This window comes from Vibrio nigripulchritudo, from assembly GCF_027924785.1.
Taxonomy (GTDB): Bacteria; Pseudomonadota; Gammaproteobacteria; order Enterobacterales; family Vibrionaceae; genus Vibrio; species Vibrio nigripulchritudo.
This window is the reverse complement of the sequence record NZ_AP027049.1, coordinates 2,148,216-2,172,710: the sequence shown is the minus strand read 5'-3', so window position 1 is coordinate 2,172,710 and position 24,495 is coordinate 2,148,216. Positions and strand designations below refer to the sequence as shown.

General features: G+C 44.6%; 21 protein-coding genes. 13 read left to right on the top strand and 8 right to left on the bottom strand.

Annotated features, from left to right (window positions below):
• The first annotated feature begins 7 nt into the window (after positions 1-7).
• The 7 genes from pheT to ihfA all read left to right on the top strand — a co-directional run bounded on the left by pheT (position 8) and on the right by ihfA (position 8,492).
• The gene (gene pheT / locus QMG91_RS09970) at positions 8-2,413 is read left to right on the top strand and encodes a phenylalanine--tRNA ligase subunit beta (RefSeq protein WP_281826175.1); all 2,406 of its coding nucleotides are present in this window, start codon (positions 8-10) and stop codon (positions 2,411-2,413) included.
• 168 nt (positions 2,414-2,581) lie between these two features.
• The gene (locus QMG91_RS09965; RefSeq protein ID WP_281826173.1) at positions 2,582-3,337 is read left to right on the top strand and encodes an outer membrane lipoprotein-sorting protein; all 756 of its coding nucleotides are present in this window, start codon (positions 2,582-2,584) and stop codon (positions 3,335-3,337) included.
• A 16-nt stretch (positions 3,338-3,353) separates the two neighbouring features.
• On the top strand, positions 3,354-4,583 hold the full coding sequence (locus QMG91_RS09960; protein ID WP_281826171.1) for an ABC transporter permease: 1,230 nt from the start codon (positions 3,354-3,356) through the stop codon (positions 4,581-4,583).
• Positions 4,573-5,796: an ABC transporter permease gene (locus tag QMG91_RS09955; protein WP_281826169.1), complete on the top strand. Its 1,224-nt coding sequence runs from the start codon at positions 4,573-4,575 to the stop codon at positions 5,794-5,796. Before QMG91_RS09960 ends, QMG91_RS09955 begins: the two co-directional genes overlap by 11 nt.
• 2 nt (positions 5,797-5,798) lie before the next feature.
• Positions 5,799-6,509: an ABC transporter ATP-binding protein gene (locus QMG91_RS09950; RefSeq protein ID WP_281826167.1), complete on the top strand. Its 711-nt coding sequence runs from the start codon at positions 5,799-5,801 to the stop codon at positions 6,507-6,509.
• The gene (locus QMG91_RS09945; protein WP_281826165.1) at positions 6,506-7,681 is read left to right on the top strand and encodes a hypothetical protein; all 1,176 of its coding nucleotides are present in this window, start codon (positions 6,506-6,508) and stop codon (positions 7,679-7,681) included. Before QMG91_RS09950 ends, QMG91_RS09945 begins: the two co-directional genes overlap by 4 nt.
• 514 nt (positions 7,682-8,195) lie before the next feature.
• Positions 8,196-8,492 (top strand): integration host factor subunit alpha, encoded by a 297-nt coding sequence (ihfA, locus tag QMG91_RS09940; protein ID WP_004400124.1) that lies wholly within the window; start codon positions 8,196-8,198, stop codon positions 8,490-8,492.
• A gap of 268 nt (positions 8,493-8,760) precedes the next feature.
• Here the strand turns inward: ihfA and QMG91_RS09935 are convergent, their stop codons facing one another.
• Complete coding sequence (locus QMG91_RS09935) at positions 8,761-9,531, bottom strand: RelA/SpoT domain-containing protein (protein ID WP_004400123.1); 771 nt, start codon at positions 9,529-9,531, stop codon at positions 8,761-8,763.
• A gap of 134 nt (positions 9,532-9,665) precedes the next feature.
• The gene (locus tag QMG91_RS09930; RefSeq protein WP_022592457.1) at positions 9,666-10,421 is read right to left on the bottom strand and encodes a P-loop NTPase family protein; all 756 of its coding nucleotides are present in this window, start codon (positions 10,419-10,421) and stop codon (positions 9,666-9,668) included.
• Between the two features lie 92 nt (positions 10,422-10,513).
• Between QMG91_RS09930 and QMG91_RS09925 the strand changes: the two genes are divergently transcribed.
• The gene (locus QMG91_RS09925; protein ID WP_281826159.1) at positions 10,514-11,155 is read left to right on the top strand and encodes a thiopurine S-methyltransferase; all 642 of its coding nucleotides are present in this window, start codon (positions 10,514-10,516) and stop codon (positions 11,153-11,155) included.
• A gap of 44 nt (positions 11,156-11,199) precedes the next feature.
• On the opposite strand, the gene purT is transcribed toward QMG91_RS09925, so the two are convergent.
• The 5 genes from purT to sbcB form a co-directional block, all read right to left on the bottom strand.
• On the bottom strand, positions 11,200-12,375 hold the full coding sequence (gene purT, locus QMG91_RS09920; protein WP_281826158.1) for a formate-dependent phosphoribosylglycinamide formyltransferase: 1,176 nt from the start codon (positions 12,373-12,375) through the stop codon (positions 11,200-11,202).
• 148 nt (positions 12,376-12,523) lie between these two features.
• Positions 12,524-13,411 carry a cytidine deaminase gene (gene cdd / locus QMG91_RS09915; protein WP_281826157.1) on the bottom strand — a complete coding sequence of 296 codons (888 nt, stop codon included), beginning with the start codon at positions 13,409-13,411 and terminating at the stop codon, positions 12,524-12,526.
• A gap of 221 nt (positions 13,412-13,632) precedes the next feature.
• Complete coding sequence (locus QMG91_RS09910) at positions 13,633-14,307, bottom strand: LrgB family protein (protein ID WP_004400118.1); 675 nt, start codon at positions 14,305-14,307, stop codon at positions 13,633-13,635.
• Positions 14,307-14,669: a CidA/LrgA family protein gene (locus QMG91_RS09905; RefSeq protein WP_004400117.1), complete on the bottom strand. Its 363-nt coding sequence runs from the start codon at positions 14,667-14,669 to the stop codon at positions 14,307-14,309. The genes QMG91_RS09910 and QMG91_RS09905 overlap by 1 nt, the downstream gene beginning before the upstream one ends.
• 10 nt (positions 14,670-14,679) lie before the next feature.
• Positions 14,680-16,104: an exodeoxyribonuclease I gene (gene sbcB / locus QMG91_RS09900; RefSeq protein WP_281826153.1), complete on the bottom strand. Its 1,425-nt coding sequence runs from the start codon at positions 16,102-16,104 to the stop codon at positions 14,680-14,682.
• Between the two features lie 457 nt (positions 16,105-16,561).
• On the opposite strand from sbcB, the gene QMG91_RS09895 reads away from it, so the two are divergent.
• The 5 genes from QMG91_RS09895 (at position 16,562) to QMG91_RS09875 (ending at position 22,456) form a co-directional block, all read left to right on the top strand.
• The gene (locus tag QMG91_RS09895) at positions 16,562-17,275 is read left to right on the top strand and encodes a TetR family transcriptional regulator (RefSeq protein ID WP_281826151.1); all 714 of its coding nucleotides are present in this window, start codon (positions 16,562-16,564) and stop codon (positions 17,273-17,275) included.
• A gap of 5 nt (positions 17,276-17,280) precedes the next feature.
• Positions 17,281-18,555: an ABC1 kinase family protein gene (locus QMG91_RS09890; RefSeq protein WP_281826150.1), complete on the top strand. Its 1,275-nt coding sequence runs from the start codon at positions 17,281-17,283 to the stop codon at positions 18,553-18,555.
• Positions 18,556-18,566: 11 nt separating this feature from the next.
• Positions 18,567-18,947, top strand: coding sequence for a hypothetical protein (locus QMG91_RS09885; protein WP_004400064.1), 381 nt, complete (start codon positions 18,567-18,569; stop codon positions 18,945-18,947).
• A gap of 306 nt (positions 18,948-19,253) precedes the next feature.
• Positions 19,254-21,242 (top strand): di-heme-cytochrome C peroxidase, encoded by a 1,989-nt coding sequence (locus tag QMG91_RS09880; RefSeq protein ID WP_281826148.1) that lies wholly within the window; start codon positions 19,254-19,256, stop codon positions 21,240-21,242.
• The gene (locus QMG91_RS09875; RefSeq protein ID WP_281826147.1) at positions 21,242-22,456 is read left to right on the top strand and encodes a catalase family protein; all 1,215 of its coding nucleotides are present in this window, start codon (positions 21,242-21,244) and stop codon (positions 22,454-22,456) included. Before QMG91_RS09880 ends, QMG91_RS09875 begins: the two co-directional genes overlap by 1 nt.
• Positions 22,457-22,521: 65 nt before the next feature.
• Here the strand turns inward: QMG91_RS09875 and QMG91_RS09870 are convergent, their stop codons facing one another.
• The gene (locus tag QMG91_RS09870) at positions 22,522-24,321 is read right to left on the bottom strand and encodes a sensor domain-containing diguanylate cyclase (RefSeq protein WP_004400060.1); all 1,800 of its coding nucleotides are present in this window, start codon (positions 24,319-24,321) and stop codon (positions 22,522-22,524) included.
• Positions 24,322-24,495: the final 174 nt, after the last annotated feature.

Here is a 24,495-nt window from a genome sequence, read left to right as displayed (position 1 = left end):
TATCACTATGAAATTCAGCGAAACTTGGCTTCGTGAGTGGGTAAACCCTTCGGTTACTACTGACGAACTAACACACCAAATTACCATGGCTGGTCTGGAAGTTGACGATGTCCTTCCTGTTGCAGGTTCATTCACTGGCGTTAAAGTGGGTCACGTTGTTGAGTGTGGACAACACCCAGATGCCGATAAACTTCGCGTAACCAAAGTTGATGTTGGTGCTGACGAGCTACTGGACATCGTTTGTGGCGCGCCTAACTGCCGTCAGGGACTGAAAGTTGCTGTCGCGACTGTTGGCGCAGTGCTACCTGGCGATTTCAAAATCAAGAAAGCGAAACTTCGCGGTCAGCCATCTCACGGCATGCTTTGTTCTTTCTCAGAGCTGGGCATTGATGTTGAATCAGACGGTATTCTAGAGCTTTCTGAAGATGCTGTTATCGGTACAGATTTCCGTGACTTCCTTGGTCTGAATGACGTAACAGTAGACGTAGACCTAACCGCTAACCGTGCGGACTGCTTCAGCATCCGCGGTCTTGCTCGTGAAGTTGGCGTACTAAATCGCGCTGACGTGACAGAGCCTGCTGTTAACCCGGTTGCTCCAGCGATTGACGATCAAGTGTCTATCGAAGTTAAAGCACCTGCAGCATGCCCTCGTTACTTGGGTCGTGTTGTTAAGAACGTAAACGTTCAGGCTGAAACACCGCTTTGGATGCAGGAAAAACTGCGCCGTTGTGGTATTCGCTCAATTGATCCTGTTGTAGACATCACTAACTACGTACTTCTGGAGCAAGGTCAGCCAATGCACGCGTTTGATCTGGCTAAGATCGAAGGCGGTATTGTTGTTCGTATGGCAGAGCAGGGCGAGAAGCTAACTCTTCTGGACGGCACTGAAGCTGAACTAAACGCAGATACTCTGGTTGTTGCAGACCACAATAAAGCTCTTGCTATTGCTGGTATCTTCGGTGGTGAGGAGTCTGGTGTAACTACAGAAACAAAAGACGTTCTGCTTGAGTGTGCATTCTTTGCACCGGACCACATCCGTGGTCGCGCTCGTAGCTACGGTCTACACACTGATTCATCTATGCGTTTCGAGCGTGGTGTGGATTTCGCATTGCAAACAAGCGCAATGGAACGTGCAACAGAGCTTCTGGTTGAAATCTGTGGCGGTGAAGTAGCACCTGTTGTTGCAGTAGAGTCTGAAGCTGACTTACCAAAAGCGAATACAGTATCACTACGTCGCACTAAGCTTGACAACCTATTGGGTCACCACATTGCAGACAGCGATGTCGTTGAAATCCTAGAGCGCCTTGGTCTAACTGTTGAGACGACAGAGGCAGGCTGGACAGCGACTGCGCCAACATGGCGTTTTGATATTGCTATTGAACAAGACCTGATTGAAGAAGTGGGTCGTATCTACGGTTACGATAATATTCCTAACCAAAACCCAGCTGCGGCACTTAAGATGCACAATCATGTTGAAGCGGATCTTCCTCTTAAACGTGTTCGTGATCTTCTTGTTGACCGTGGTTATCACGAAGCCATTACCTACAGCTTCGTAGAGCCAGAGCAGCAAAAGCTTATCGTGCCAGATGTTGAGCCATTAGTTCTGCCTTTCCCAATCTCAGTGGAAATGTCTGCGATGCGCCTTGGCCTTATCCAAGGTCTGCTTAACACGGTTGTTCATAATCAGAAGCGTCAACAGCCACGTGTTCGTTTGTTCGAATACGGTCTGCGTTTCATCCCTTGTGAGTCTGCTGAGAATGGTATGCGCCAAGAGCCTATGCTTGCTGGTGTTATTGCAGGTACTCGCAGTGAAGAGCATTGGGATATCGAAACAAATACTGTTGATTTCTTCGACCTTAAGGGTGACTTGGAAGCGATTCTGGAACTATCTGCTAACGAAAAAGCATACTCTTTCGCTGCGTTGTCTCCTGAAAGCAAAAAAGCTAACCCAGCACTTCACCCGGGTCAGTCTGCTGCGATCATCGTAGACGGCAAAGAGGTGGGTGTGATTGGTACGGTTCACCCTGAACTAGAGCGTAAGTTCGGTCTAAACGGTCGCACCATCGTATTTGAAATCGAATGGTCTGCAATCAACTCTAAGGTGATCCCAGAAGCTGTTCAGCTTTCTAAGTTCCCATCAAACCGTCGTGACATCGCGGTTGTGGTAGACGAAGCGGTTGCATCTGGCGATATTGTAAGTGCTTGTCTTGAGCAAGGCGGTGAGTTCCTGAAAGACGCGAAGCTATTCGACGTTTACGTAGGTAAAGGTGTCGAGGAAGGCAAGAAGAGCCTGGCTATTGCACTGACTCTGCAGTCTGTTGAGCGCACGCTTGAAGATGCAGATATCGCAGGTGCTGTTGACGCTATCGTTGCTCACGTTTCTGAGAAGTTTGGCGCTTCACTACGTGACTAACTGATACTGACCAAAACGATAAAAGCAGGCTCACTAGCCTGCTTTTTTTGTACTTGTAATCCCGTTTTCATTCAGAAGGTTGTAAATCGTCTAGCAATTTGATCTTCCTTAACGCATCGTTAATCCAAATTATATCATCATGTTTATATCCCTATATTAGGAGGCAACATGAAGCGTTGGCTAGCGACACTATTATTAGTACTTCCATTAACAAGTCTCTCGTCTGAAAAAATACTGACCGCAACAGAAATTATTGAACGTTCCGATCAGCAAATGAGGGGCGAATCGAGTTATACCGTTTCTACCATGAACATTATTCGCCCTGATTGGACGCGTTCAATGAGCATGAAATCCTGGAGCAAAGGACAGGACTTGTCTCTGGTTCTGGTGACTGCTCCAGCCAAAGACAAAGGCACCTCTTCTTTAAAACGCTATCGCGAAATGTGGAACTGGCTTCCGGGGATTGAGAGAGTAATTAAAATCGCCCCCTCTATGCTGGGTCAGTCCTGGATGGGATCAGATTTCACCAATGATGATTTGATAAACCAGTCTTCAATTGTGGTGGACTACACGCACGAGCTACTTGGCTCTGAAACCTTTGATCGCGCAGATATGTGGCTGATAGAGGCAACGGCAAAGCCAGATGCTCCTGTGGTCTGGAGCAAGGTGAAACTCTGGATTTCTCAAAAAACGTTCTTACAGCGCAAAGTGGAATTCTATGATGAGTTTGACGAGCTCGTGAATACGCTAAGTACCTATGAAGTGAAAGAGCTGGGTGGAAGAATGGTATCTACCCGAATGGAAATGGTGCCAGCCGACAAACCGGGTCAGAAAACCGAAATGATTACCCACGATGCTCAGTTTGACTTTGAGATTGAAAGTGACTTCTTCTCCCAGTCGCAGATGAAAGCCTTGCGAGATTAAATCAGGAGGCTAAAGCATGTTACTCACATTGGCGTGGCGTAATCTTTGGCGACAAAAACGCAGAACCATTTTAACTGCGTCTGCGCTGGCACTTGCACTCTTTCTGTCTTTATCCATGCGTTCACTTCAGGAAGGTACTTACCAAAACAGCATCGACAACAGTGCACGGCTTTCCACCGGGCTAATTCAGCTTCAGCATCCAGAGTTTGGGGAAAGCAACAGTATTGATGATCTTGTCTCCGGCACTGAAGAATTTATTGCTCCAATTAAAGATGACGAAGCCATTACCAACTTACTACCAAGAATTGAATCCTTCGCGTTAGCGGCGGCTAAAGATAAGTCGAAAGGAATCATGGTGGTCGGCGTTGAACCTGACTTAGAAGACCAGTATTCAAGTCTTGGGAAAAAGGTTTCCCAAGGCCACTATCTTGAAGCCGGAAAGCAGCAAGTATTGGTTGGAGAATCTCTCGCAAGATACATGCAACTTTCCGTTGGCGACGAACTGGTTTTGTATGGGCAAGGTTACCGAGGGCAGACAGCCGCTGGCTTATTTCTTGTTTCTGGAATCATTTCTTTACCCATTCCTCAGCTTGAGAGTCAGCTGGTTTATATACCCATCGATCAGGCACAGATTATGTTCAGCACAGGTGACAAGGTCACGAGTTGGGTGCTCCACATTGAACCGCTGAGCCAACTATCAACCAAGTTATCAGAACTTCAAATATTGTATGGCGAAGGTACTCGAGTTCGTGACTGGACTGATTTGTCCCCTGAAACCGCCCAAAATATTCAGATGGATAAAGCCGGCGGCATTTTTATGATGCTAGTGCTTTATGGGGTCGTAGGGTTTGGTCTGTTCGCCACCATTCTAATGATGACACTTGAAAGGCAACGTGAGTTCGGCGTGATGCTGGCAACGGGATTGTTACGTTCTCGCTTACTGACCTTAATTGGTATTGAATCGGTTTTGATTGGGCTTCTGGGATCAGTAATGGGAATGATACTGGCGACACCCGTGCTTGTTTATTTCCATTTCAACCCAATAGAGCTGACCGGAGAAACCGCCACACTAATGTTGGAAGCAGGAATGGAGCCAGTTTTACCGTTTGCCCTGTCAGGGACGCTCTATCTAAATCAAGCCATGATTGTGCTTGGTCTGCTCCTGCTTTGTTTGATTTACCCTCTGATAAGAGTTTACAAGCTCAATCTGGTGAGTGCCCTGAAAGGAGGTGCCCATGCTGATTAAACTTGCCTGGCGCAACCTGTGGCGCAACAAGATTCGTACCGGCATCATGCTCGGTGCAATGGTATTTGGGTTGCTCGGTGTGGTATCCATTATGGGCTTTATGAACGGTCTGATGGACAGCATGCTCAGTAATGCTATTTCCTGGCAGACAAGCCACGTCCAGATCCATCAACGCTCTTACATTGATAACCCAGATCTACACGCACTTATCCCAAGCAGTGACTCCTTAAAAGAAAGCATTGAATCGAAGAGCGGGGTAAAAGCGGTGTCATCCCGTTTCTTGGTCAATGGCATGATTGCTTCTGCCCGAAGTACTCGTGGAACCCGGATTAACGGTGTCAATTTACATGATGAAAAAGCCATTACGCCTCTTTCGGATCATCTTACTGAAGGTGAGTGGCTGTCTGAGGAGGGGAGAAATCCCGTTCTGGTCTCAGAAAAGACCGCTCAGCGATTAAAGCTCAGAATTGGTTCCAAAGTGGTTTTGACTTTCTCTGGAGCAGACAACGAAGTCGCAGGGGCAGCATTTCGAGTTCGCGGTATATTCAAAACGCCTTCAAGCAGCTTTGACGACGGAAACGTCTATGTAAGGAAATCCGATCTCACCAAGTTAGCCGGTTTAGAAGGTGCACACGAAATTGCGATACTGTTGAAAGATGCCTCCAAACCGTCTTTGGAAGCTATGGTGCAGGACTTAGAAAAGCTTGTCTCATCGGAGGTGGAAGTACGAGGCTGGCAGAAGGTTCAGCCTTTGCTGGCGTCGATGCAGGGGAGCATGGCAACCAGCAACACTCTGATACTGGGTGTGTTTGTCATTGCTATGGGTTTTGGCATTGTAAATATACTGTTGATGTCGGTCTTTGAACGTACACGAGAGTTCGGTGTTCTAATGGCGGTAGGAATGCAAAAACACCGTATCTTCACATTGCTCCTGCTTGAAGCGACATTGCTTGGCGCCTTAGGCGCACTATTGGGTGTTCTGAGTAGCATTGCTCTGATTTCGACACTTCATGCCTTTGGGTTGGATCTTAGCATTATGTCTGATGCGCTGGGCGCCTATGGCGTTGATACCATGCTATACCCGAGAATCCAGCTAGCTGAATACCAGCTTATTGTTGTTACTGTGGTCGTCGCGAGTATCGTCGCTGCCCTTTACCCCGCGCGTCAAATCCTGAAAAAGCAACCCGTTCAAGCCATGTCGGAGAAACATTAATTATGACTATTCAAATTCAAGGTTTACGAAAAACCTATAATCAGGACAGTGACTTTCCCGTACATGCAGTAAAAGACTTAAACCTTACTATTGAACAAGGTGAGTTTGTTGCGGTAATGGGACCATCTGGATCGGGAAAAACAACTCTTCTCAATATGTTGGGTGGAATTGATGAACCAACGTCGGGCAGCGTTGAAATCGAAGGTTGCAATATCTGCGATTTGGTTGAAAAAAATCTGATTGCATTTCGTCGCGACAATATTGGCTTTATCTTTCAGGACTACAGCCTGCTTCCTGTTCTTACTGCATTGGAAAATGTCGAGTTTGTTATGCAGTTACAGGGCAGAGGTTCGTCTGAATGTGTTCAGCGTGCCACGGACCTTCTTATTAAAGTTGGTTTGGAAGATCAGATGCATAAAGTGCCAGCGAAACTGTCAGGAGGTCAACAGCAACGTGTGGCTGTCGCGCGAGCTTTAGCACCTGCTCCAAGGTTTGTAATGGCAGATGAGCCTACGGCTAACTTAGACGCCAAAAGCACATCTGAGCTATTGGACATTATGGAAAGGTTAAACCGAGAAGAAGGGACAACGTTCATATTTTCAACCCACGATCCCCGAGTCATCAAGCGTGCCAAACGCGTTATTGTTTTTGAAGATGGCTCTCTGAAAGAAGACAAACGGCAATCCTCTGTTCACAAGGCGGAACTCGCATGAGGAACGTTTGTGGATTAATCGGCTTTTTACTTTCACTATCTGCGGCTGCACAAGTTCCGGGGCTAGCACCCGAAAGCAATTGGGACTTAGGTGGTTACGCAAAGTACATGGCAACGGTGAATGTACCAGATTCAGGCAGTGATAATGTTGTTGATCACTTAGTGCATCAGCGATTCAATTTTGAATATCGTTTCAATTCTCAATGGCGTGCTAACGTCAGCATGCGTAACCGGGTACTGTGGGGAGATTCTGTAAGCCGTGCGCCAAACTATGCAGATCTTATTGGTAAAGACTCGGGGTATTTCGACCTCACAACAAACTGGCTTGAGAAAGACAAAGTGATTGGAACGACTCAGTTTGATCGAGCCTATGTAAATTGGAATCAGGACTCTTGGTACGCCAGAGCAGGGCGATTTCGGGTTAATTGGGCGATGACCACGCTCTGGAATCCGAACGATATCTACAATACCTATTCTATTTACGATTTCGACTATGAAGAAAAGGGCGGCACCGATGCAATACTGATTGGTAAGAATCTGGGATTTGCCAGTGGTATCGATATTGTGTTCTCTCCCGGTAAAAATGATGAGAGTAATAGCTACTCTATTCGCTATTTAGGTAACGAATCTGGGTGGGATTATCAGGTAATGGCAGGTAAATCCAAGACCGATAGAGTAATTGGATCTGGGTTTGCCGGGGATGTTAAAGGCGCAGGCTTAAAGGGAGAAATTAGCTACTTCAAGCCCGATGAAAACCAAGTCAATAAAATAAAACTAAAAAACAGTGTGATTGCTAGCCTAGAAAGCGATTACAGTTTTGGAGGAACACAGAACTGGCTTGGGCGAATTGCAGCACTTTATATATCACAACCGCAAGAAGTTGATAATGCCATCAAGTTTCTGAACATGCCCTTGACGGCGAGAACAATGAGTTTTTCTCGTTTTACGGGCTATGCAGATTTGGGTTTTGATGTGTCTCCATTGCTCAGAGCGACATTGAGTTCGACGATATATAGTGATGGTTCTATATTCTATGGCGGAAACGCCAGTTACTCATTGTCGGATAATACCCAACTGATAGGTGTTGTTCAGCGCTTTGACGGGAGAAGCAATAGCGTATTTGGAAAGTCACCCGGAACGGCATTCTACGCCCAGTTAAAGTGGAGTTTCTAGTCCGCAAGCGTATCCAGAATTCTGTTTATTATGTTGTCAGGAGGTAGTTTTCATCGGTTTTGGGAAACAAGTCTGATTGTTTATATATGGAGCACAGAATGAACAAGTTGCTATGCGTTCAAATGGTCTGATTTGTGTTTCATAATTGATGTGTTTTTAATCGCAAAAGATCGCAAAAACTGTCTCAACTTTATGAATTGTTTGGGAAAAAACAGAAAAAGTACACAAAATTTACATTGGATTATTGTCCTGTTTATTTGATATTTATTAGCTTAATATTCTTGTTAATGGTTGTTTCTTGGGTGGATTTTCTTAAAATCATTCCATCTGTTGAGTAAATTATCAGCTACTTACAAATATTGCGTAAGATCTCAAAAGAAAAAAATTGGCGAAAATCATAAGCTTGGCATACACTTTTGTTTGTGGGGTCTTAAGTTACTAAATTGGCTCTACAAAATGCTTTGGCGCTACAAGTTTTGTAGCTAATGTTTAACACAGCTTTGAGGGAAGTTTTATGGCGCTCACAAAGGCCGATTTGGCTGAGAACCTGTTTGAAAAGCTCGGATACAGTAAACGGGATGCCAAGGAAACGGTTGAAGTGTTTTTCGAGGAAGTTCGAAAAGCCCTAGAAAGTGGCGAACAGGTAAAACTGTCTGGCTTCGGGAATTTCGATCTTCGTGATAAAAATGAAAGACCAGGTCGTAACCCTAAAACGGGCGAAGACATTCCGATTACTGCTCGACGCGTAGTTACGTTCCGACCAGGTCAGAAATTAAAAGCCCGAGTCGAGAACATCAAGGTTGAAAAGTAGCCTAAGCAAATAGACCACTTCGACGTGGTCTTTTTGACTTACACTGGTTTACGACTCATTCGCTTTGCTGCTTGCAGTGTTCAACTGTTGAAGTTGCTTGACTTAAGGTACAAACCTTAAGTCTGGCAACTTCTTGGTTTTCGAAGGTCAATAATATTCTGAGGCAGATGGTCTCGTTTAGGCGAGTTTGCTCAAGTTAGTTGGCATATTTCGAACAAAAGGCACGGTAACCGTGCCTTTTTGCTATTTGAAGTATTTGAATGAAGGGTTATGCAGCTTGCGGGGCAATGTATGGTTGCCAGGCTCTTTGATACAAGGTTTTCGCTTGTGACCTCAATGCTTTGATCTTTTCCTGTTCTCTTACACTGAGCTCGCGAGATTCAATCACCGCGGTTCGCTCTATCATCTGTATATTCTGGTAGATTTTGTGCTCAGCTCCGCTTTTAACTTCAGCAATATCACTCAGATGAAGCTGTACTTCAGCTACGATTTTGGTTCCCGGAAGCTCCAGTAACACGTTTAGGTCTCGATAGCCTGAAGGTGTGGGGGACTTAAAGCGGTTCTTGACCTTCAGAATCTTGGCATTTTGATGAAGCATTTCATAAGAAGCAACCAGGCTGGAAATATCGTCTGCAACTAAAGTAGCTCGGGCAAGATCGGTAATTCTTGAAACTTCACCATTCAGTTCTTTTTCAATTTTCTCTTGCGCTCTTTCTTTGCTTTTCACTCCTGCGAAGTAAGGGGAAGTACCACTGAGCATTGCGGTTGTCTTACACAAGCTTTCTAACTCAAACTGAGCTTGATGTGCTTTCGAGTATAAAACATCAAAATCGGAATAAGGCTGAACGGGCTGAGTATTCATTGACTGAATGCTGTAAAGACCGCTTAAGCTGTGTCTGAATCGATTGGGATTAAGCTGGTTTTGAGACGTACCAGAACGAGGAGAGTCTGAGTTATAAGCAGGTGATGTAACGGCTGCGAGAGGTGCCTTGCTCAGAAGCAAAAGCATCAAAGCCGTCGTTTTGAGAAACAGGTTCATTCACACTCCTAGTAAGCGACAGTAAAGTGGATACTCAAAGGGCACTGCGTTGCTAAGAATTTGAATTGTCTTTATTTGCCAGACAATAGTTAGATGGGGATAAGAACAACAAGTTCCAACCCCATTTGGGAATGTTAGCTAATAAGTGTGAGGTTGTGCTCAGAATTTTGTGTGGCAAGTTCGGATAAGAAAGACTTCAGCTGCTCTTTAGATGAAATTCTGATTTTAGAGTCTGAAAAGCGATCGAATAGCTCACTATGATATGCATAAGAATTTGCAGTATCTCTGTGATAATAAGATTCTGCCCAAAGCCTCTGGCGCTCCAGATCAGAAGCACTCAGTTCATTGCCGTAGCGTTGTTCGAGTTGTTCAATACACACAGAAAGTGGCATATCGAGGAAAATAACCTGATTGGAGTGAGAGCATAACTGAGATATAGGGTGCCCGAAAACACCTTCCGCAATCCAGTTTCCTGACTCGTTAAGATATTGCAGTTCATCTGAAATGACCTGGATTTTTTCAGCGATAGAATGGTTCTGATCTCGCCATGCCAGTTCATCCAGTTCAATGTGCCGCTGTCCGGTTTGGGCAGATATCTGCTTAGCCAAAGCAGATTTGCCAGCACTTATATTCCCAAATATAAGGGTGCGCTTAGCCATATTTGAACCTGACGTAATAATTATTTGTTTATATGCCGCACAAACTACGAGGATTGCCGTTTGAAATCCATGATAAACATTAAGGTTTAACGCAATACATGTTAAAAGTGTGAGCTTCACCCAATTTGATCTTTTTGCCAAAGACATAGTGTGAACTTTATTTTCTAGTGTGCGTTCCACATTTTTATTCACTTTCAAACGAACAAAACACAGAAGTAGAGCGTTAGGCATATCATCTTTATTCGCATAAATACGGCATATCAGACTTTTCCAAGCGAATGGTATTAGATATGCTTTACAAAACGGTAGCTTAGGGCAATAACATGCAAGACCAAGAGATTTGGCATCAAAAATGGGCATCAAACCAGATCGGTTTTCATCTGGAAGACGTCAACCCGTTGTTGATTAAATACTGGGAGAAACTTTCTCCCAGTCGAGAGCAAAAGGTGTTCGTCCCTTTGTGTGGAAAATCAGAAGATTTGGTGTGGCTGGCACAAAAGCATGACAACGTACAAGGTGTCGAGTTAAGTGATATTGCCGTGCGAGCCTTCTTCGCGGAACATTTTTATACTCCAACTGTGACTACTGTGTCATCTCAGCATGACTGGTATCAGTTTGACGAGCTGAACATCTACACCGGTGACTACTTCACAGCGCCCATTGAACCAGTAGAGCTGATTTATGATAGAGCAGCGTTAATTGCTCTGCCAAAGGATCTGAGATCGAGCTACGTAGAAAGATTGAAATCCTTGCTTTTACCGGGTGGAAAGATTTTGTTAGTGACCTTGGACTACCCACAGGAAGAAATGGCAGGACCTCCATTCAGTGTTCCGAAAGATGAAGTACTGAGTTTGTTTGATGGCTTCAAGGTTACGCATCTAGCGCGAGACGACGCAGACAAAACACATCATCGGATAAAGAAAGGGCTTTCGCGATTTGCAGAAGAGACCTGGTTAATTGAGTGAGAAGAGCAGCCATTCGGCTGCTCTTCTTACTTTATAGCGACAAATCAGTAAACTACTTTCACTTTTGAGGCTGCGTTTACGGCGTCTGAAATCGCCTGATCAGTGTCATCGCGACGAGTGAGGACAACCCCTAATCGGCGTCTTCCATCAATATCGGGCTTACCAAATAGACGAAGTTGAGTCTGAGGGGCATTCAGCGCTTCACTTACGCCCTCAAACCGAATGTTTTCTGATGTGCCTTGCCCCAAGATAACGGCTGATGCACAAGGTCCATACTGAGTAATCTGATTGATAGGCAGACCAGTGAATGCACGAACATGCAGAGCAAACTCGGAAAGCTCTTGAGAGATCAAAGTAACAAGACCAGTATCATGTGGGCGAGGGGACACTTCATTGAAGATGATGTTGTCACCTTTTACAAACAGCTCCACGCCAAAAATGCCGTATCCTCCAAGCGCATTAACTACCTTACCGGCGACTTCCTGAGCTTTTTCTTTGGCAGCTTCTGACATCACCTGCGGTTGCCATGACTCACGGTAGTCACCATCTTCTTGTCTGTGACCAATGGGATCACAGAAATGCACGCCATCTGAAGCTCTCACAGTGAGCTGCGTTATTTCGTAGTCGAAATCGATAAAGCCTTCGACAATAACTCGACCCGCACCAGCACGACCGCCTTCCTGAGCATAATCCCATGCTTTCTGTATGTCGCTTTCGCTCTTAATCACACTTTGTCCTTTGCCCGATGAACTCATGATCGGCTTTACAACACAAGGGATGCCTACAAAGTTCACCGCACTGGCGAAATCGTCGTAGTTGTCTGCGAAACGGTATGGAGATGTTTGGATCTGAAGCTCTTCCGCGGCTAAACGTCGGATTCCCTCACGGTTCATAGTGAGCTTGGTGGCATTTGCTGTTGGAACGACATTTAACCCTTGTGCTTCAAGCTCGACCAGCTTATCCGTGGCAATGGCTTCAATCTCAGGCACGACATAATCTGGCTTTTCTTGCTCAATGATGTCACTTAATGCTTTTGCATCAAGCATATCCAGAACATGTGAACGGTGAGCTACTTGCATCGCTGGAGCGTCAGGGTAACGGTCACAGGCGATGACTTCTAGCCCCAACCTTTGACACTCTATCGCTACCTCTTTACCTAGTTCACCAGAACCAAGCAGAAGGACACGAGTTGCATTTTTACTTGTCGCAGTACCAAACATTTTCCTAAACCTTTATTCGAGAACCTGACGCGAATCATACTGAAATTTACGTGCCACGCAATCGTTTGCCTTCAATGACTTTCAATCAGAGATAAAGTATTAAGACCTTGTGATAACAAGGTCTTAATGTTTAAGGAAATGTTGTTTTTTATAGCGAAATGTATTCGAGAGATATGTCTGGATTAATGGCTTGAAGCGTTGCCTGAGTGTTCGCGAAGTGGCTTGACGTGCCAGAATTTGATTCGATTAAGACGGCATTAGTGATGCGTTCCAAAGAATCTTCAGCCAGAAGCAGTTGAATAAGTGCGACCTGAAGCGGAGGTAGGCTAGGGTTGAAGGCTGCATTTTCAGCATACGCGCCAGAATATTCAGCACCGCTCTCGGTCTGTACCGCAACACCACTTAAATTATGTGAGTATGGCGCGTGGCTCATGTTTAAGGCATTCAGGGCTGCATTGACCAGAGACTTGTCGCTTTCAAACGATTTGCCATGGTCGATTTCTGTCATCAATGCAGACTCAATCCCGATATCCTGAGGTCCAAATGCCTCTGGCAGATATTCATGCAGAGTTTTGGGCTGACGATGGGGAAGCTGAACCGAGAGCTCCGTTGCTGTGTTCAATTCATTCATGAATTGGCGACAATGCCCGCACGGACTGAAGTTAACAGTAATGTCTTTGATGCCATGTTCTTTTTTCATCCAGGCGTGTGAAATTGCACATTGTTCCGCATGAATGGTTTGGCCGAGTTGGACGTTCAGAAATTCTACATTCGCACCAAAATAAAGTCTGCCAGAAAGACCACGGGCAATAGCGCCAACGTAAAAATTAGAAATAGGAGCATGAGAGTAGGCAGCAGCCACGGGTAACAGAGCGACTCTCAGGTCTTCATCTTTAAGCCCAGATACTTCCATTAGGTGAGAGAACTGCTCAGAAGACAGAGTCGCATCATAACTTGGCTGAGAGGTAATTTCTTCAAGCGCATGTGCGAGAGCAGATGGAAGTTCTTTAATCGCCTTTAAAATCCTAGCGTTCATTTTTTATCCTTTTGGGTACATACAACGTTATTCTAGGAAATATACACGCTCACACAGTGATGTAAATCACGTAAAATTGTGTAATGGATTGCTGTGTTGCATTTTGTGAGTGATATTCAACTTGTAATTGATTACATCACATAAAGGTGCGAGCGAAGTCAAAATTATTAACAGAATGATTGATAGTGCGATATTTGAGCAGTTTTATATGGCTGGGAGAGCTATCCCAACCACACAACAAGAGCGAAGAAAGCGGGAGCAAGAACCGACGTGAGCACCCCACACACGACGAGAGCAAGGGAGCTAAATGCCGCGTCTTTAGGGTTCTTATCTGCGCACGCAGCCGTACCTAAAGCATGAGAAACTGTACCCATGGTTAGACCTCGTGCAATAGGATGAGTAATGCCAATTAAGTTATAAATTGGGTAAGCGAAAACCGCTCCAAAAACGCCAACAAGTAATACCAGAATAGCGGCAACGGCGGGTTCGCCTCCCAGATAGCTGGATACTTCCATCGCAATAGGTGTCGTCACTGATTTCCCCAGTAAACTTGCTATCAGAGCGTGATCCGTACCTAGATAATGCGCAATCATCGAAGATGAAAACATAGACATAACACTACCCACTCCACAAGCAAGAAGAATGATCTTCCAGCGAGCTCGGATCTCGGGCAACTGCTCATATAGAGGGTAGGCGAGTGCCACCACAGCAGGCTGAAGTAAGTAGCTAAACCATTTGTTCTGTTCATAATAGGTGTCGAAGTCTACACCAGAATAAACTAAGACAGGGATGATGATAGAAACGCTGATAACCAGGGGGTTCGCGATTGGGCTATTGAATTTTCTTGCAATACTTCGGGCAAAAAAGAAAACCACTACAGTTAGAAGCACCCACATTAGCTTGCTCCTTTTAACAGCTTTTCTAATCCGAGCGCCAACAAGATAAGCACAATGGCTGTCCCACCAACGGCACTCGCCAGAATGGGAAGCGCATTTGCCACCAGCATGTCAAAGTGGTTCATCAGCCCTACGCTGATTGGGACAAAAAGCAGAACCATATAACGGATAAACAGTTGCGATGTTGGTCTTACCCACTCAACGGGGATCCAACCCATTACAAGAAGAAAGAACAGAATCAGCATACCAAAAATACTGCCCGGAATGGCGAGCCCGAGCAAATGTTGAATAGTAAGACCCACCAGCAGGCAGGCCATAATAACCAGAAATGAAATTGCGTACCCTAAGACGCGTTGTAGCATTGCCGAATCCTTAAGAGACCAATTTTTCAACGTAATGGTATACGGATTTTAGCAAGGCAATCTTTTTCTCGTCACCGTCATGTTCGTGAACTAAGTTTTCCAGATTCTGCATGTATTCCGGTAAGTTGCTTTCAAAATACTCACGACAATGTGCTGCCCATTTCGCTTGTTCCGTTTCGTCCAAAGTCCATGGATAGTGACGAGCACGATAGCGGAAAAGCAGAGGTGCGATTCGTGCGTCTTTTACATTCAAATCCAAGCCAGCGAGTTGTTCAGGTGATTTCTCTCGAATGATCTCCATGGCTGTCTTGTCTGCCGAAGAGAAGAATCCGTTATAGAGCTGAGTGTCGACATCTGGGTCTACGTCATACTCGTTTTGATTCTGGTAAAGCTCAATAAGCTTTTCCCTAATTTCAGGGTGTTGGCGAATTATGGCAAGGTTTTTTAAGCACTGCTCGCGATCAATACCTATTGTTTCTGCGTTTTCCGCGGTTAACGTTTTTGCAGGTGCTAGGACAGGGCATTTGTTTAGGTGAACGAGTTTTATCGGTACTGGAAGTTCCCCTTCGGAAAGCTGATCTCTTTTAGTATAGAGACGTTCTTTCAGCTGTGCGGAATCCAGCTCAATAAGCGGGCTTGGGTCCATGGCAAGATTGATCATGACGACAGCATTTTGATTGGTTGGGTGCCACGCGACAGGAACCATCCACGAAGTGTAGGAGCATTCTGCACCCAACATACCGGAGACGTGCATCAAAGGTGTCATGTTGACGATATCGACAAGCTCATTGAGTTTCTTTTTGTGGCGCATGCTGAATAGGTAATCGAACAGCTTTGGTTGCGCTTCCTTAACCTTCTTAGCCATTTCGATGGTCGCAATCACATCCGCCATCGCATCGTGTGCATTTTCGTGTTCTATGCCATTGGCAACAGACAGATGCTCTAGCTTAAAGCTTGTATAGCCATCATCACGTTGAGGCCAGTTCACACCTTCAGGTCGAAGTGCGTGACAGGCTCGCATTACGTCCAGCAAATCCCATCGAGAGTTTCCGTGCTGCCAGCTCCAGGCATACGGGTCATAAAAGTTTCGATAAAGAGTATAGCGAGAGACTTCGTCATCAAATCGAATGCTGTTGTAACCAAGGCTTGTGGTATTTGGCGTAGAAAGTTCATCGTGAATCTTTTTAATGAACTCAGGCTCGGGTAGCCCTTTACTCACAGCTGTTTGTGGAGAGATTCCAGTAATAAGCGCGGCTTCAGGTGAAGGGAGGTAATCAGAGGGAGGCTGGCAATAAATGACAAGCGGTTCGCCTATGATATTCAGATCCATGTCTGTGCGAACTCCGGCAAACTGGCTAGGTCGATCTTTAGCGGGGCTGGTCCCCCAGGTTTCGTAATCGAAAAAGAACAGAGTCGGCTGGTTTTCTTTTGACATGAATGGTTTCCAATAAATTAAGCGTTCATCCGTATTAGACCACCGCATTCGTGACAGGTAAACCAGAACTAAAGATTTAGGGTGTTTTCGAAAAGCGTTTGCGCAGATTTTGATTGTGGAGTGAAGAATTTTTCGACAGCTTTAGTGTGCTGAAAAAAGAAAAGCCCGCTAAAAGCGGGCTAGAGCAAATGGCTCATGAGTCTCAATTAGGGATAAACACAGTTTGTGACTAATTCAAACTGTAGGTGATGGTGTGAATTGTTGCATAGGCAGAGATATCTAATGTCATCATTTTGTTAGGTATTTGATTGGATTGTTTCATCGTTGTGTTGGTGATGAATTGCATTTTAGCGATCTGTAAATAGCAGACGTAAAATACAATATATGAAAATACTATAGACAAAACGTCAAATTGATCATATTTTAATCGTAGTGTTTTCGGTTTTGGTAATTTGATATGAAAATGAAGGATAAAAAGGCAGAGGTTAGGCGCAGAATTATTGATGCGGCGGTCGATTTAATGTCAGAGGACGGTTTTAAAAATGTCTCAATGAGGAAAATTGCAAAAGCTGCAGAAGTGGGTGATGCGACGATCTACAATTACTTTCCAAGTAAAGAGAAGATTCTCTATGGCTATTTTGAAGTGGTGATGGAAGACACTTTGAAAGAGCTGGATACTATTGAAGAATTTGAATCCTACCAATTACATGAAAAAGTTCAGTGCTTTATTGAAACCAACCTGAGTCTACTTCTGTCGAATCGCGAATTTGTTTCAGAAGCATTCGATCTGGCTTATTTATCTCCATTAGCAAAATTTGGTTCAATGGCACCAATCAGAGCCAAGGTGTCCGAAACATTTGAAGGATATTTGCATTTAGCTTACGAGAATGAAGAACTCGAACCGCAAGCTGGAAGCAGCTTTCTCCCATCCTTATTCTGGGACTACTATGTTGGAATTCTGGCTTACTGGCTTAAAGACGACAGCGAAGACTTCACGCAAACCACGCAATTGATTGATCTTAGTCTGGCGTTTGCTATGTCGGTTCTGGAAAGTGGCGTGTTGAATCGTGCTGGGGACATGCTTTCATTTCTATTCCGTCATCATCTGTTCTCTGGTTTTGACTATCTGACTAAAGCGATGAGTACAGTCAGAACCATTAAACGGAGATAGCCATTATGACGGATATTCCAACGGGGAAAATTGGTCGAAGCTCTGTTGTTGTTCAGGCAGTGGTTCGGGCTGGATCCAAGAAAGTGTCTCAAAAGGCGAAAAAGCTGATCGGTTTGAACAACGCTTCGGACACTTCTAGCGATGAACTGGTTGATCAGGAAGTGGCGGAAATATTATTCAAAGCGTTAACCAAACTTCGTGGTACCGGGTTAAAAGTTGCTCAGATGCTTTGCATGAATCAGGTTCATGTCCCTGAATCGATTCGAAAAGAGTTAGGTAAATCATGCTATCAGGTACCCGGTATCAACCGGGCTTTGGCCAGAAAAATCATCCATAGTCAGTTTGGTCAGTACCCGGAAACATTGTTTGCGTCGTTTGAAAATACGCCTTTTGCAGCGGCAAGCTTGGGGCAGGTTCACCTGGCGAAAGATCAGAATGGCAACAGTCTGGCTGTGAAAATTCAATATCCGGGAATAGATCAGACCATTCGATCAGACATGGCTACGTTGCGCCAGCTATTAAAACTTCTACCTAGCGAATACAACTTCAAACAATCTTTGCCCTATATAGAAAAAAGCTTACTTGAGGAAGTCGATTACCTTCATGAATTGGAGCAAACGCAGTTTTTCTCATCACTGAAGATTGATGGTGTTGGCGTTGTGAATCCAGTAGAAGAGTTCTGTACAGCAAAAGTGTTAACCACCCATTATGTCGAGGGAATGCATTTAGACGAATGGCTGGCAACACAACCAAGCCAGAAAAATATAAATTTAGTGTGCCAGCGTTTGTTAACGCTTTTTTTGGAAACACTCCGCAGTGGGCAACGCTTTCATTCCGATCCGAACATAGGCAACTTCCTTATCTCAGAAAATCAAACCATTCAATTACTGGATTTTGGTAGCACATTTCCCATCGATAGAGAAACGGCAGACGGGTTTCTTTCAATGTTAAAAGCCTATCAGTCACAAAACCTTTCTGAAGTTAAAAAGTGGGTTGGTCACTTTTATCTATCTGGTGTGAATACAGAAAGACTTAATGGCTTTGAAGAACGTTTTAAAGAGTTTGTTGCGTGGAAATCAAAATTACTGAGTGATAAAGGGTTCTGCTTTAAATCTAATCCCGGTTATATGGAGCAGGGGATGACCATAGCCTTTCATGCACATCATGATGAAAAAATGCCTTTCAATCCGAGAGGAGATGTTCTTTTTTATGAACGGGTTTTGTATGGGTATTTACAAATTTTTCAGCGTGCAAACGCTCAAATTACGTTTCAATTGTAAGGGATGAATTTATGGCTATTGCAAATTATTGGTGGTTAGCTTCAGGAGCCGCTGCAATTTTCTGTGCGTTTGTTCATTTAATTGCGGGGCATTACGATCCGGTAAGACCATTTATGGCGACCGAAATGAAAACATCGGTAAAAAGTGTAATGTATGCATGCTGGCATATGGTCACCATCGTTTTATTTTCTACTGGTTTCTGGCTTATTTTATCTGCATTTGACCGGGATAAGTCTTTAAGCGTTGGCTTTATTTCTGTTCAATACATTCTTTTTGCATTTTTGTTTTTGTGGATTTCCTGGCGCTGGAAATTACCAAACCTTTGGCTCTCTCTTCCTCAGTGGATTTTGCTTCTACCGGTAGGTTTATTGGGATTGGCGGGAGTTTTGTAAGCAATTAATTGATAGTCCCTGAGCTGTATGTGTAAATACTAGCCAATCATACGGTTAATTCGATATTCAGATCTCCTTTTAGAGGTAAAAATCTGGGTATTTTAATAATGTTTATTAACATTGTTGAATTAGAGTGTTTACAAATGTCAGGAAGACGCTGTGCAATTAGAAAAAACAGTTCAGTGGCTGATTTTACCATTCCAATGGTTTTTTAAGGCGTTACTCACTGCACTAAAAGCAATATTCAGAGCAATAATTACAATTATATTAAAAGTTTATCGATGGGCGAAAGGTATAATAATCGCTTTGTTGAACTTATGGTTATCTCTTGGACCGAAATGGTTCCGGGTAACATTATTTTCTGTCGTTATTGTTTCTTTCCTTTACTTTCAGATTAAATCTTTTTTAGCGCCTAATCTGACAGTAGAAACCGTTAATGAAGTTCACTATCTGAACAGTGGCTGGACTGACAAAGATAGAGAGACATATTACTTTACTCCTCAAGGTACTGAGCTACTTGGCTTAGAATACAACTGGCTTGTGAATCTTGAGCTGCCTTTTTCTAAAGACATGCTGGCAAGCACAGACAATATGCGAGGATGGGGGTTTATCGTTGACCCCGGTCAGCAGCCTACCATTATGAATCCGGGTAATTTGCCTGTTGGTTTTGGTCGGCACATCGATCCAAAAACGCAGCGGGAAAAATTAGATATCACCTGCGCGGCGTGTCATACCGGAGAGCTTCACTTTCAAGGCAAAGCCATGCGGGTTGATGGTGGTCAGGCACTTCACAGCATCTCCAGTATCAAAACCGGCGAGTTCATTGTATCGCTTGGTGCTTCAGTCTTTCTTACCTATGTCGACCCATTTAAGTTCAACCGTTTTGCAGACAGGGTAGTTGGGGAGGATATGGATAAACGCATGAAGCTTAGAAAAGATCTGCGTGCGTTTATTGAAAAAGGTCTGAGCTTCGCAAATTCTGCGGGGAATCCATCTTTATATCCAGTTGAAGAAGGACGTGGCCGTACCGATGCAGTAGGCAGGATTGCAAATGTGGTTTTTGGCTATGACATTAATGAACCTTCCAACCTGACGATAGCGAATGCGCCTGTCAGTTATCCTTTTTTGTGGGATATGTGGCGATTTGACTGGGTTCAGTATACCGGATTTACCAATCAGCCAATGGCAAGAAACATCGGGGAAAGTTTGGGGGTTCTCGCGCCGATAAAGTTGGTGAATGAAAACGGAGAACTTCTGACTTCTGATGAGTTTGGTGAAACCGTGATTGATTTGCCGGGAATGCACTGCATTGAGGGGAAGTTAAGAACACTCGAACCGCCTAAATGGCCAGAGCATATTCTTGGAGACATTGACATTGCCATGGCACGAGATGGAAAAGATCTGTTTGCCAAGAACTGCCAGTTTTGTCATGGTCCGCACCGAAGCGAGTCTTACCAATGGCCTGTAGCATCGCACGAAGGTGCTAACCCAGCTCACCAAATTGATGTGAACTGGGAGTGGGATATGGATGGGGATATCACGTATGTAGCGGGTCGGGCAATACGCCAGGACTGGCGTGAAGTTGTCTGGGCGTTGCCTTGGATTGATATCGACACCATTGGTACTGATGCGACCGCTGCGAACAACTACATGGACCACAAATACGATGCCAGTAAGATAATTCCAGATTCAGAGCCAGTTAATGCGGGTGATGGATTACAGATTCTACTCAATCGCCTTATTCCAAAGCTCTATCAGGATGAACACATCGATAAGTCACTGATACCCGAATACGACGGTCTTAACATTCCATTTAGAATTGTGAACAAAAGGGCTTATAAAGCCAGGCCTCTGCATGGTGTGTGGGCTACACCACCATATCTTCACAATGGGTCAGTACCAACCGTTTATCACATGATTTCACCGCAAAGTGAGAGACCTCAGGAATTCTATGTTGGCAATCGAGAATACGATCCTATTCGTTTGGGATACGCGACTGACATCAAGCAAGGTGCGTTTCTTCATGACACTCGTATCGAAGGTAATGGGAACCACGGGCATTTATTCACTGATGCAGACGTTAAAGGACGAATTGGAAAACTTCTGACCGTCAAAGAAAGAATGAAGTTGCTGGAATACATCAAAGTCATGGGCAACCCAGATTTTGACGTTGCACTTGGCGGTGACCCTCAAAACTGGAATCAATACGTCGAAGCTCCGTACTTTGAATCAGAGCAGCTTGCTTGTGAATCTCGCTTTGAGTCTGCGAAAAGTCATCCACTGGAGGTACATTAATGAACAAGTTAACGACCTTGAGTGTATGTGTTTTCGCCGCTCTATTCGGGTTTAAAGCACATGCGCTTGATGAAACGGCGCTCGAAATGGGAATGTCACAACCAGAGTACGATGCCGTTCAGTCGTCGATTCTAAGCGCGAGAGAAATATCTCGGAGAGCAGAGGAATACAACGGAAGACCCTACCGGCGAGACGCTCATGCTAAAGCGACTGGATGCGTGAGAGCGACCTTTACAGTCAACCCCGATATTCCTTCGAGGTTTAAAGCTAGCCTGTTTGAGCATGAAGGACACCAGTATCCCGCTTGGATTCGGTTTTCCAATGGTGATATGCTGGTGCAGGCAGATAAGAAAGGTGATGCCCGGGGGATGGCGATTAAGGTGATGAATGTACCTGGGGACCCAATTGCACCTGAGCTTGGCGCGTCCGGCAATCAGGATTTCATCATGACCAATGTTCCCGCCTTTTTTAATCGCAATATTTTTGACTATGCCGAGGACATGCTTTTCCTGGCAAAGTTTGAACGTACTAAATGGTTCATCAGCATATTTCCACCACGGTTTCATCCGAAACAGTTCTATCGGGCGATACAGACCGTATCGACAGTGATTGATACCCCATTGGATGCTCAGTATTTTTCAATGCTCCCTTATCAGCTAGGGAAGAATACCATCAAGTTTTCGACCAAACCTTGTAAAGGAATGACCTTCCCTGGAAAAGTCGACCGCTCACCCGAAAATTACCTCAATACCCAACTCCAAGAGCAGCTTTTAACTGACGGAGCATGCTTTGATTTTATGGTTCAGGAAAAAGTGACAGGCAAATACATGCCAATCGACGATGCGACGGTGATATGGTCAGAGAAAGCATCGCCATTTATTCCTATTGCCACGATTCATATTCCACCTCAATTGATTAACAGCCCTGAACAAACAGAGTTTTGTGAGAATGTTTCAATGAACCCCTGGAGGGCGGTTGATGGTTGGGAGCCTTTAGGCAGCTTAAATCGTGCCCGAAGGTTGGTCTATAAAGCTGTCTCAGATTATCGCCATATGATGAATAAAGTTCCGACTCCCGAGCCCACTTCGTGGTGTTTAAAAGCAGATCAGACGGAAGCATGTAAAACGGAGAGGCTGATAGAAACAACACCAAACTGGCCGTTTAAGCGTGATTTTGACTATTTAGCCAGACCATTAGGTGATGAGAAATATTGATTATAAAAAAGAGGAGCAGGTATCTGCACCTCTTTCCTTTCCTGTAGAGTGTCGCAACCCGTTTACTAGGCGACGACAACCTTGTTCCGACCCGAGTATTTTGCGCGATATAAAGCTTTATCGGCGTTAGTGATCAATTGATCAATGTGTTTCTCGTGGTCTAGTACTGAAATCCCAACGCTGGTGGTAAATCTAACCTGCCTTTCACCATTATCGATAGATATATTTTCTATTGTGCTTCTGAGAAATTCTGCAATGTCCATCGCCATGACCTGATCGCCGTGGAATGCCATACAGAACTCTTCTCCACCGAGTCGACCGAAGATAGCATTGTCGGGAATGTTCCCTGAAATAGTACTCGCGAACAGTTTCAGTGCTTTATCTCCGGTTGAATGACCATATCTGTCATTTATTTCTTTGAAGTGGTCGAGATCAAACATGATGACCGCCAATGGTTTGGATTCCAGTAAGCTTTTGTCGAAAGACTCTTCAGCGAGCTTCATAAAGTTACGTCGGTTACTGATTCCAGTCAGCGGGTCTGTACGTGCTTCAATTTCCGCTCGTTGTTTCTCTTGCTCCAGTGCGTGAGTCCGCTCGGAAACCAGCATTTCCAGTTCGTACTTAGCACGCTCAAGTTGGCGGCGGTAAAGTGTCTCTGCGTTGTCTTTTCTTCTTCTGAGTTGAAGTAATCGAATGCCCATTGCAATAAGAATGACTGCCATTTCACCAAAGGAAGCAAAGACAGGCCAGTAATAGGTGAAGAAGTTATGTTCGACATAACCCAAATCTCGCATCGCTTGTGCAAATAAACCGCCAACCAGAATACCCCAGGCGACCGTATAGATTGCGGAAACTATGGAGCCTTGGATCCAGCGAATGATGCCTGCAATCGCGAGGAACGGATAAAGGAGTAGGGCGATGGTCATGAAAATGACCGCAAGGGCTGTCTCACGAAATACTGCGGCTAACGCCAGAAAAAGTGTATTGAGTATCATGAACTTCAATACCCAATCTAACTTTGGTGTCTTTTCCCTGGTTTGTAGCATGGAACGTACAAAAATGATTCCGGTCATAATGGACAACGCTCCACCCAAAGACATCAGGTTCCAGTGGAAGTTATCCTGTAACACAAACATGTGTGTAAAGCCGAGAATCGTTGGCCACGTAAGGGTTTTTGCTATGGCGTAGACGCCATAAGCCATATAAACACGATCATTGGATGCGCTGCCCACAACAAAGGATGTCAATGCCATAAGCAATAAACTGCCCACTCCAATAGAGATCAGTGCAACTTCAACAGACTGCGCGTAGTTGAGCTTTTGAGGGTTCCAGATTCTCAGGTCAGGAAAAACGTAGCCCTGACCGTCAGAGCCATAACGGAAAAGATACTGATAAGTTTGGTTTGGCTCCAGCGTAACAGGCACCACAAACCTTTGGTGTGGAATCAGTCGCTCTGAAAAAGAGTCGCCAAGGAATAAGCTTGCCAGCATTTCATAGTTGTTTTCCGCGACAGAGCGTTGATACGCATCGAGGTAAATCAACTGATGATCGATGTATTCAAGATGAACCGTGATAGCGGTGTTGGTGGTGTTGGTGAGAGCAAAAATGCTCCAGAAAGCACCGGGCTGTAGCCCAGTGGAACCTTTGGTACTAAGAGGTTTAAACTCTTGGTTACGAAAAGCTTTAACGGCATCGTTTAATTTTGCTTCCCCCGAAGCGTCGTGCCATAAAAGGTAGCGACCTGTAATTCGCTTTCCTTCTTCGTCCCCTGAAACCTCAATAGGAAAGACTGAGGCGGAAGCACCAAATGATACTAAAAGCTGCAACAGAAACATTGCAAAGATGCCAAAAGAGCTCGGCAACATCCTTGATTCTATATTTGTCATTAAAATGCATTGGCACTCAAAGAGCACCTTCCTCATCCCATTTTTCGCTTTAAAAAACAACTTAGCGTTTTTTTGTCTTATTTTAGAGAAACCGACGTCGCAAGTATATTGATAGTTATAATAATATCGAATTGCTTAGAAAGTCATACAAAA

What these genes read in the sequence shown, in the direction of transcription:
- pheT (WP_281826175.1), top strand. Translation starts at nt 8, where the DNA reads ATGAAATTCAGCGAAACTTGGCTTCGTGAGTGGGTAAACCCTTCGGTT.
- QMG91_RS09965 (WP_281826173.1), top strand. Translation starts at nt 2,582, where the DNA reads ATGAAGCGTTGGCTAGCGACACTATTATTAGTACTTCCATTAACAAGT.
- QMG91_RS09960 (WP_281826171.1), top strand. Translation starts at nt 3,354, where the DNA reads ATGTTACTCACATTGGCGTGGCGTAATCTTTGGCGACAAAAACGCAGA.
- QMG91_RS09955 (WP_281826169.1), top strand. Translation starts at nt 4,573, where the DNA reads ATGCTGATTAAACTTGCCTGGCGCAACCTGTGGCGCAACAAGATTCGT.
- QMG91_RS09950 (WP_281826167.1), top strand. Translation starts at nt 5,799, where the DNA reads ATGACTATTCAAATTCAAGGTTTACGAAAAACCTATAATCAGGACAGT.
- QMG91_RS09945 (WP_281826165.1), top strand. Translation starts at nt 6,506, where the DNA reads ATGAGGAACGTTTGTGGATTAATCGGCTTTTTACTTTCACTATCTGCG.
- ihfA (WP_004400124.1), top strand. Translation starts at nt 8,196, where the DNA reads ATGGCGCTCACAAAGGCCGATTTGGCTGAGAACCTGTTTGAAAAGCTC.
- QMG91_RS09935 (WP_004400123.1), bottom strand. Translation starts at nt 9,531, where the DNA reads ATGAACCTGTTTCTCAAAACGACGGCTTTGATGCTTTTGCTTCTGAGC.
- QMG91_RS09930 (WP_022592457.1), bottom strand. Translation starts at nt 10,421, where the DNA reads ATGCCTAACGCTCTACTTCTGTGTTTTGTTCGTTTGAAAGTGAATAAA.
- QMG91_RS09925 (WP_281826159.1), top strand. Translation starts at nt 10,514, where the DNA reads ATGCAAGACCAAGAGATTTGGCATCAAAAATGGGCATCAAACCAGATC.
- purT (WP_281826158.1), bottom strand. Translation starts at nt 12,375, where the DNA reads ATGTTTGGTACTGCGACAAGTAAAAATGCAACTCGTGTCCTTCTGCTT.
- cdd (WP_281826157.1), bottom strand. Translation starts at nt 13,411, where the DNA reads ATGAACGCTAGGATTTTAAAGGCGATTAAAGAACTTCCATCTGCTCTC.
- QMG91_RS09910 (WP_004400118.1), bottom strand. Translation starts at nt 14,307, where the DNA reads ATGTGGGTGCTTCTAACTGTAGTGGTTTTCTTTTTTGCCCGAAGTATT.
- QMG91_RS09905 (WP_004400117.1), bottom strand. Translation starts at nt 14,669, where the DNA reads ATGCTACAACGCGTCTTAGGGTACGCAATTTCATTTCTGGTTATTATG.
- sbcB (WP_281826153.1), bottom strand. Translation starts at nt 16,104, where the DNA reads ATGTCAAAAGAAAACCAGCCGACTCTGTTCTTTTTCGATTACGAAACC.
- QMG91_RS09895 (WP_281826151.1), top strand. Translation starts at nt 16,562, where the DNA reads ATGAAAATGAAGGATAAAAAGGCAGAGGTTAGGCGCAGAATTATTGAT.
- QMG91_RS09890 (WP_281826150.1), top strand. Translation starts at nt 17,281, where the DNA reads ATGACGGATATTCCAACGGGGAAAATTGGTCGAAGCTCTGTTGTTGTT.
- QMG91_RS09885 (WP_004400064.1), top strand. Translation starts at nt 18,567, where the DNA reads ATGGCTATTGCAAATTATTGGTGGTTAGCTTCAGGAGCCGCTGCAATT.
- QMG91_RS09875 (WP_281826147.1), top strand. Translation starts at nt 21,242, where the DNA reads ATGAACAAGTTAACGACCTTGAGTGTATGTGTTTTCGCCGCTCTATTC.
- QMG91_RS09870 (WP_004400060.1), bottom strand. Translation starts at nt 24,321, where the DNA reads ATGTTGCCGAGCTCTTTTGGCATCTTTGCAATGTTTCTGTTGCAGCTT.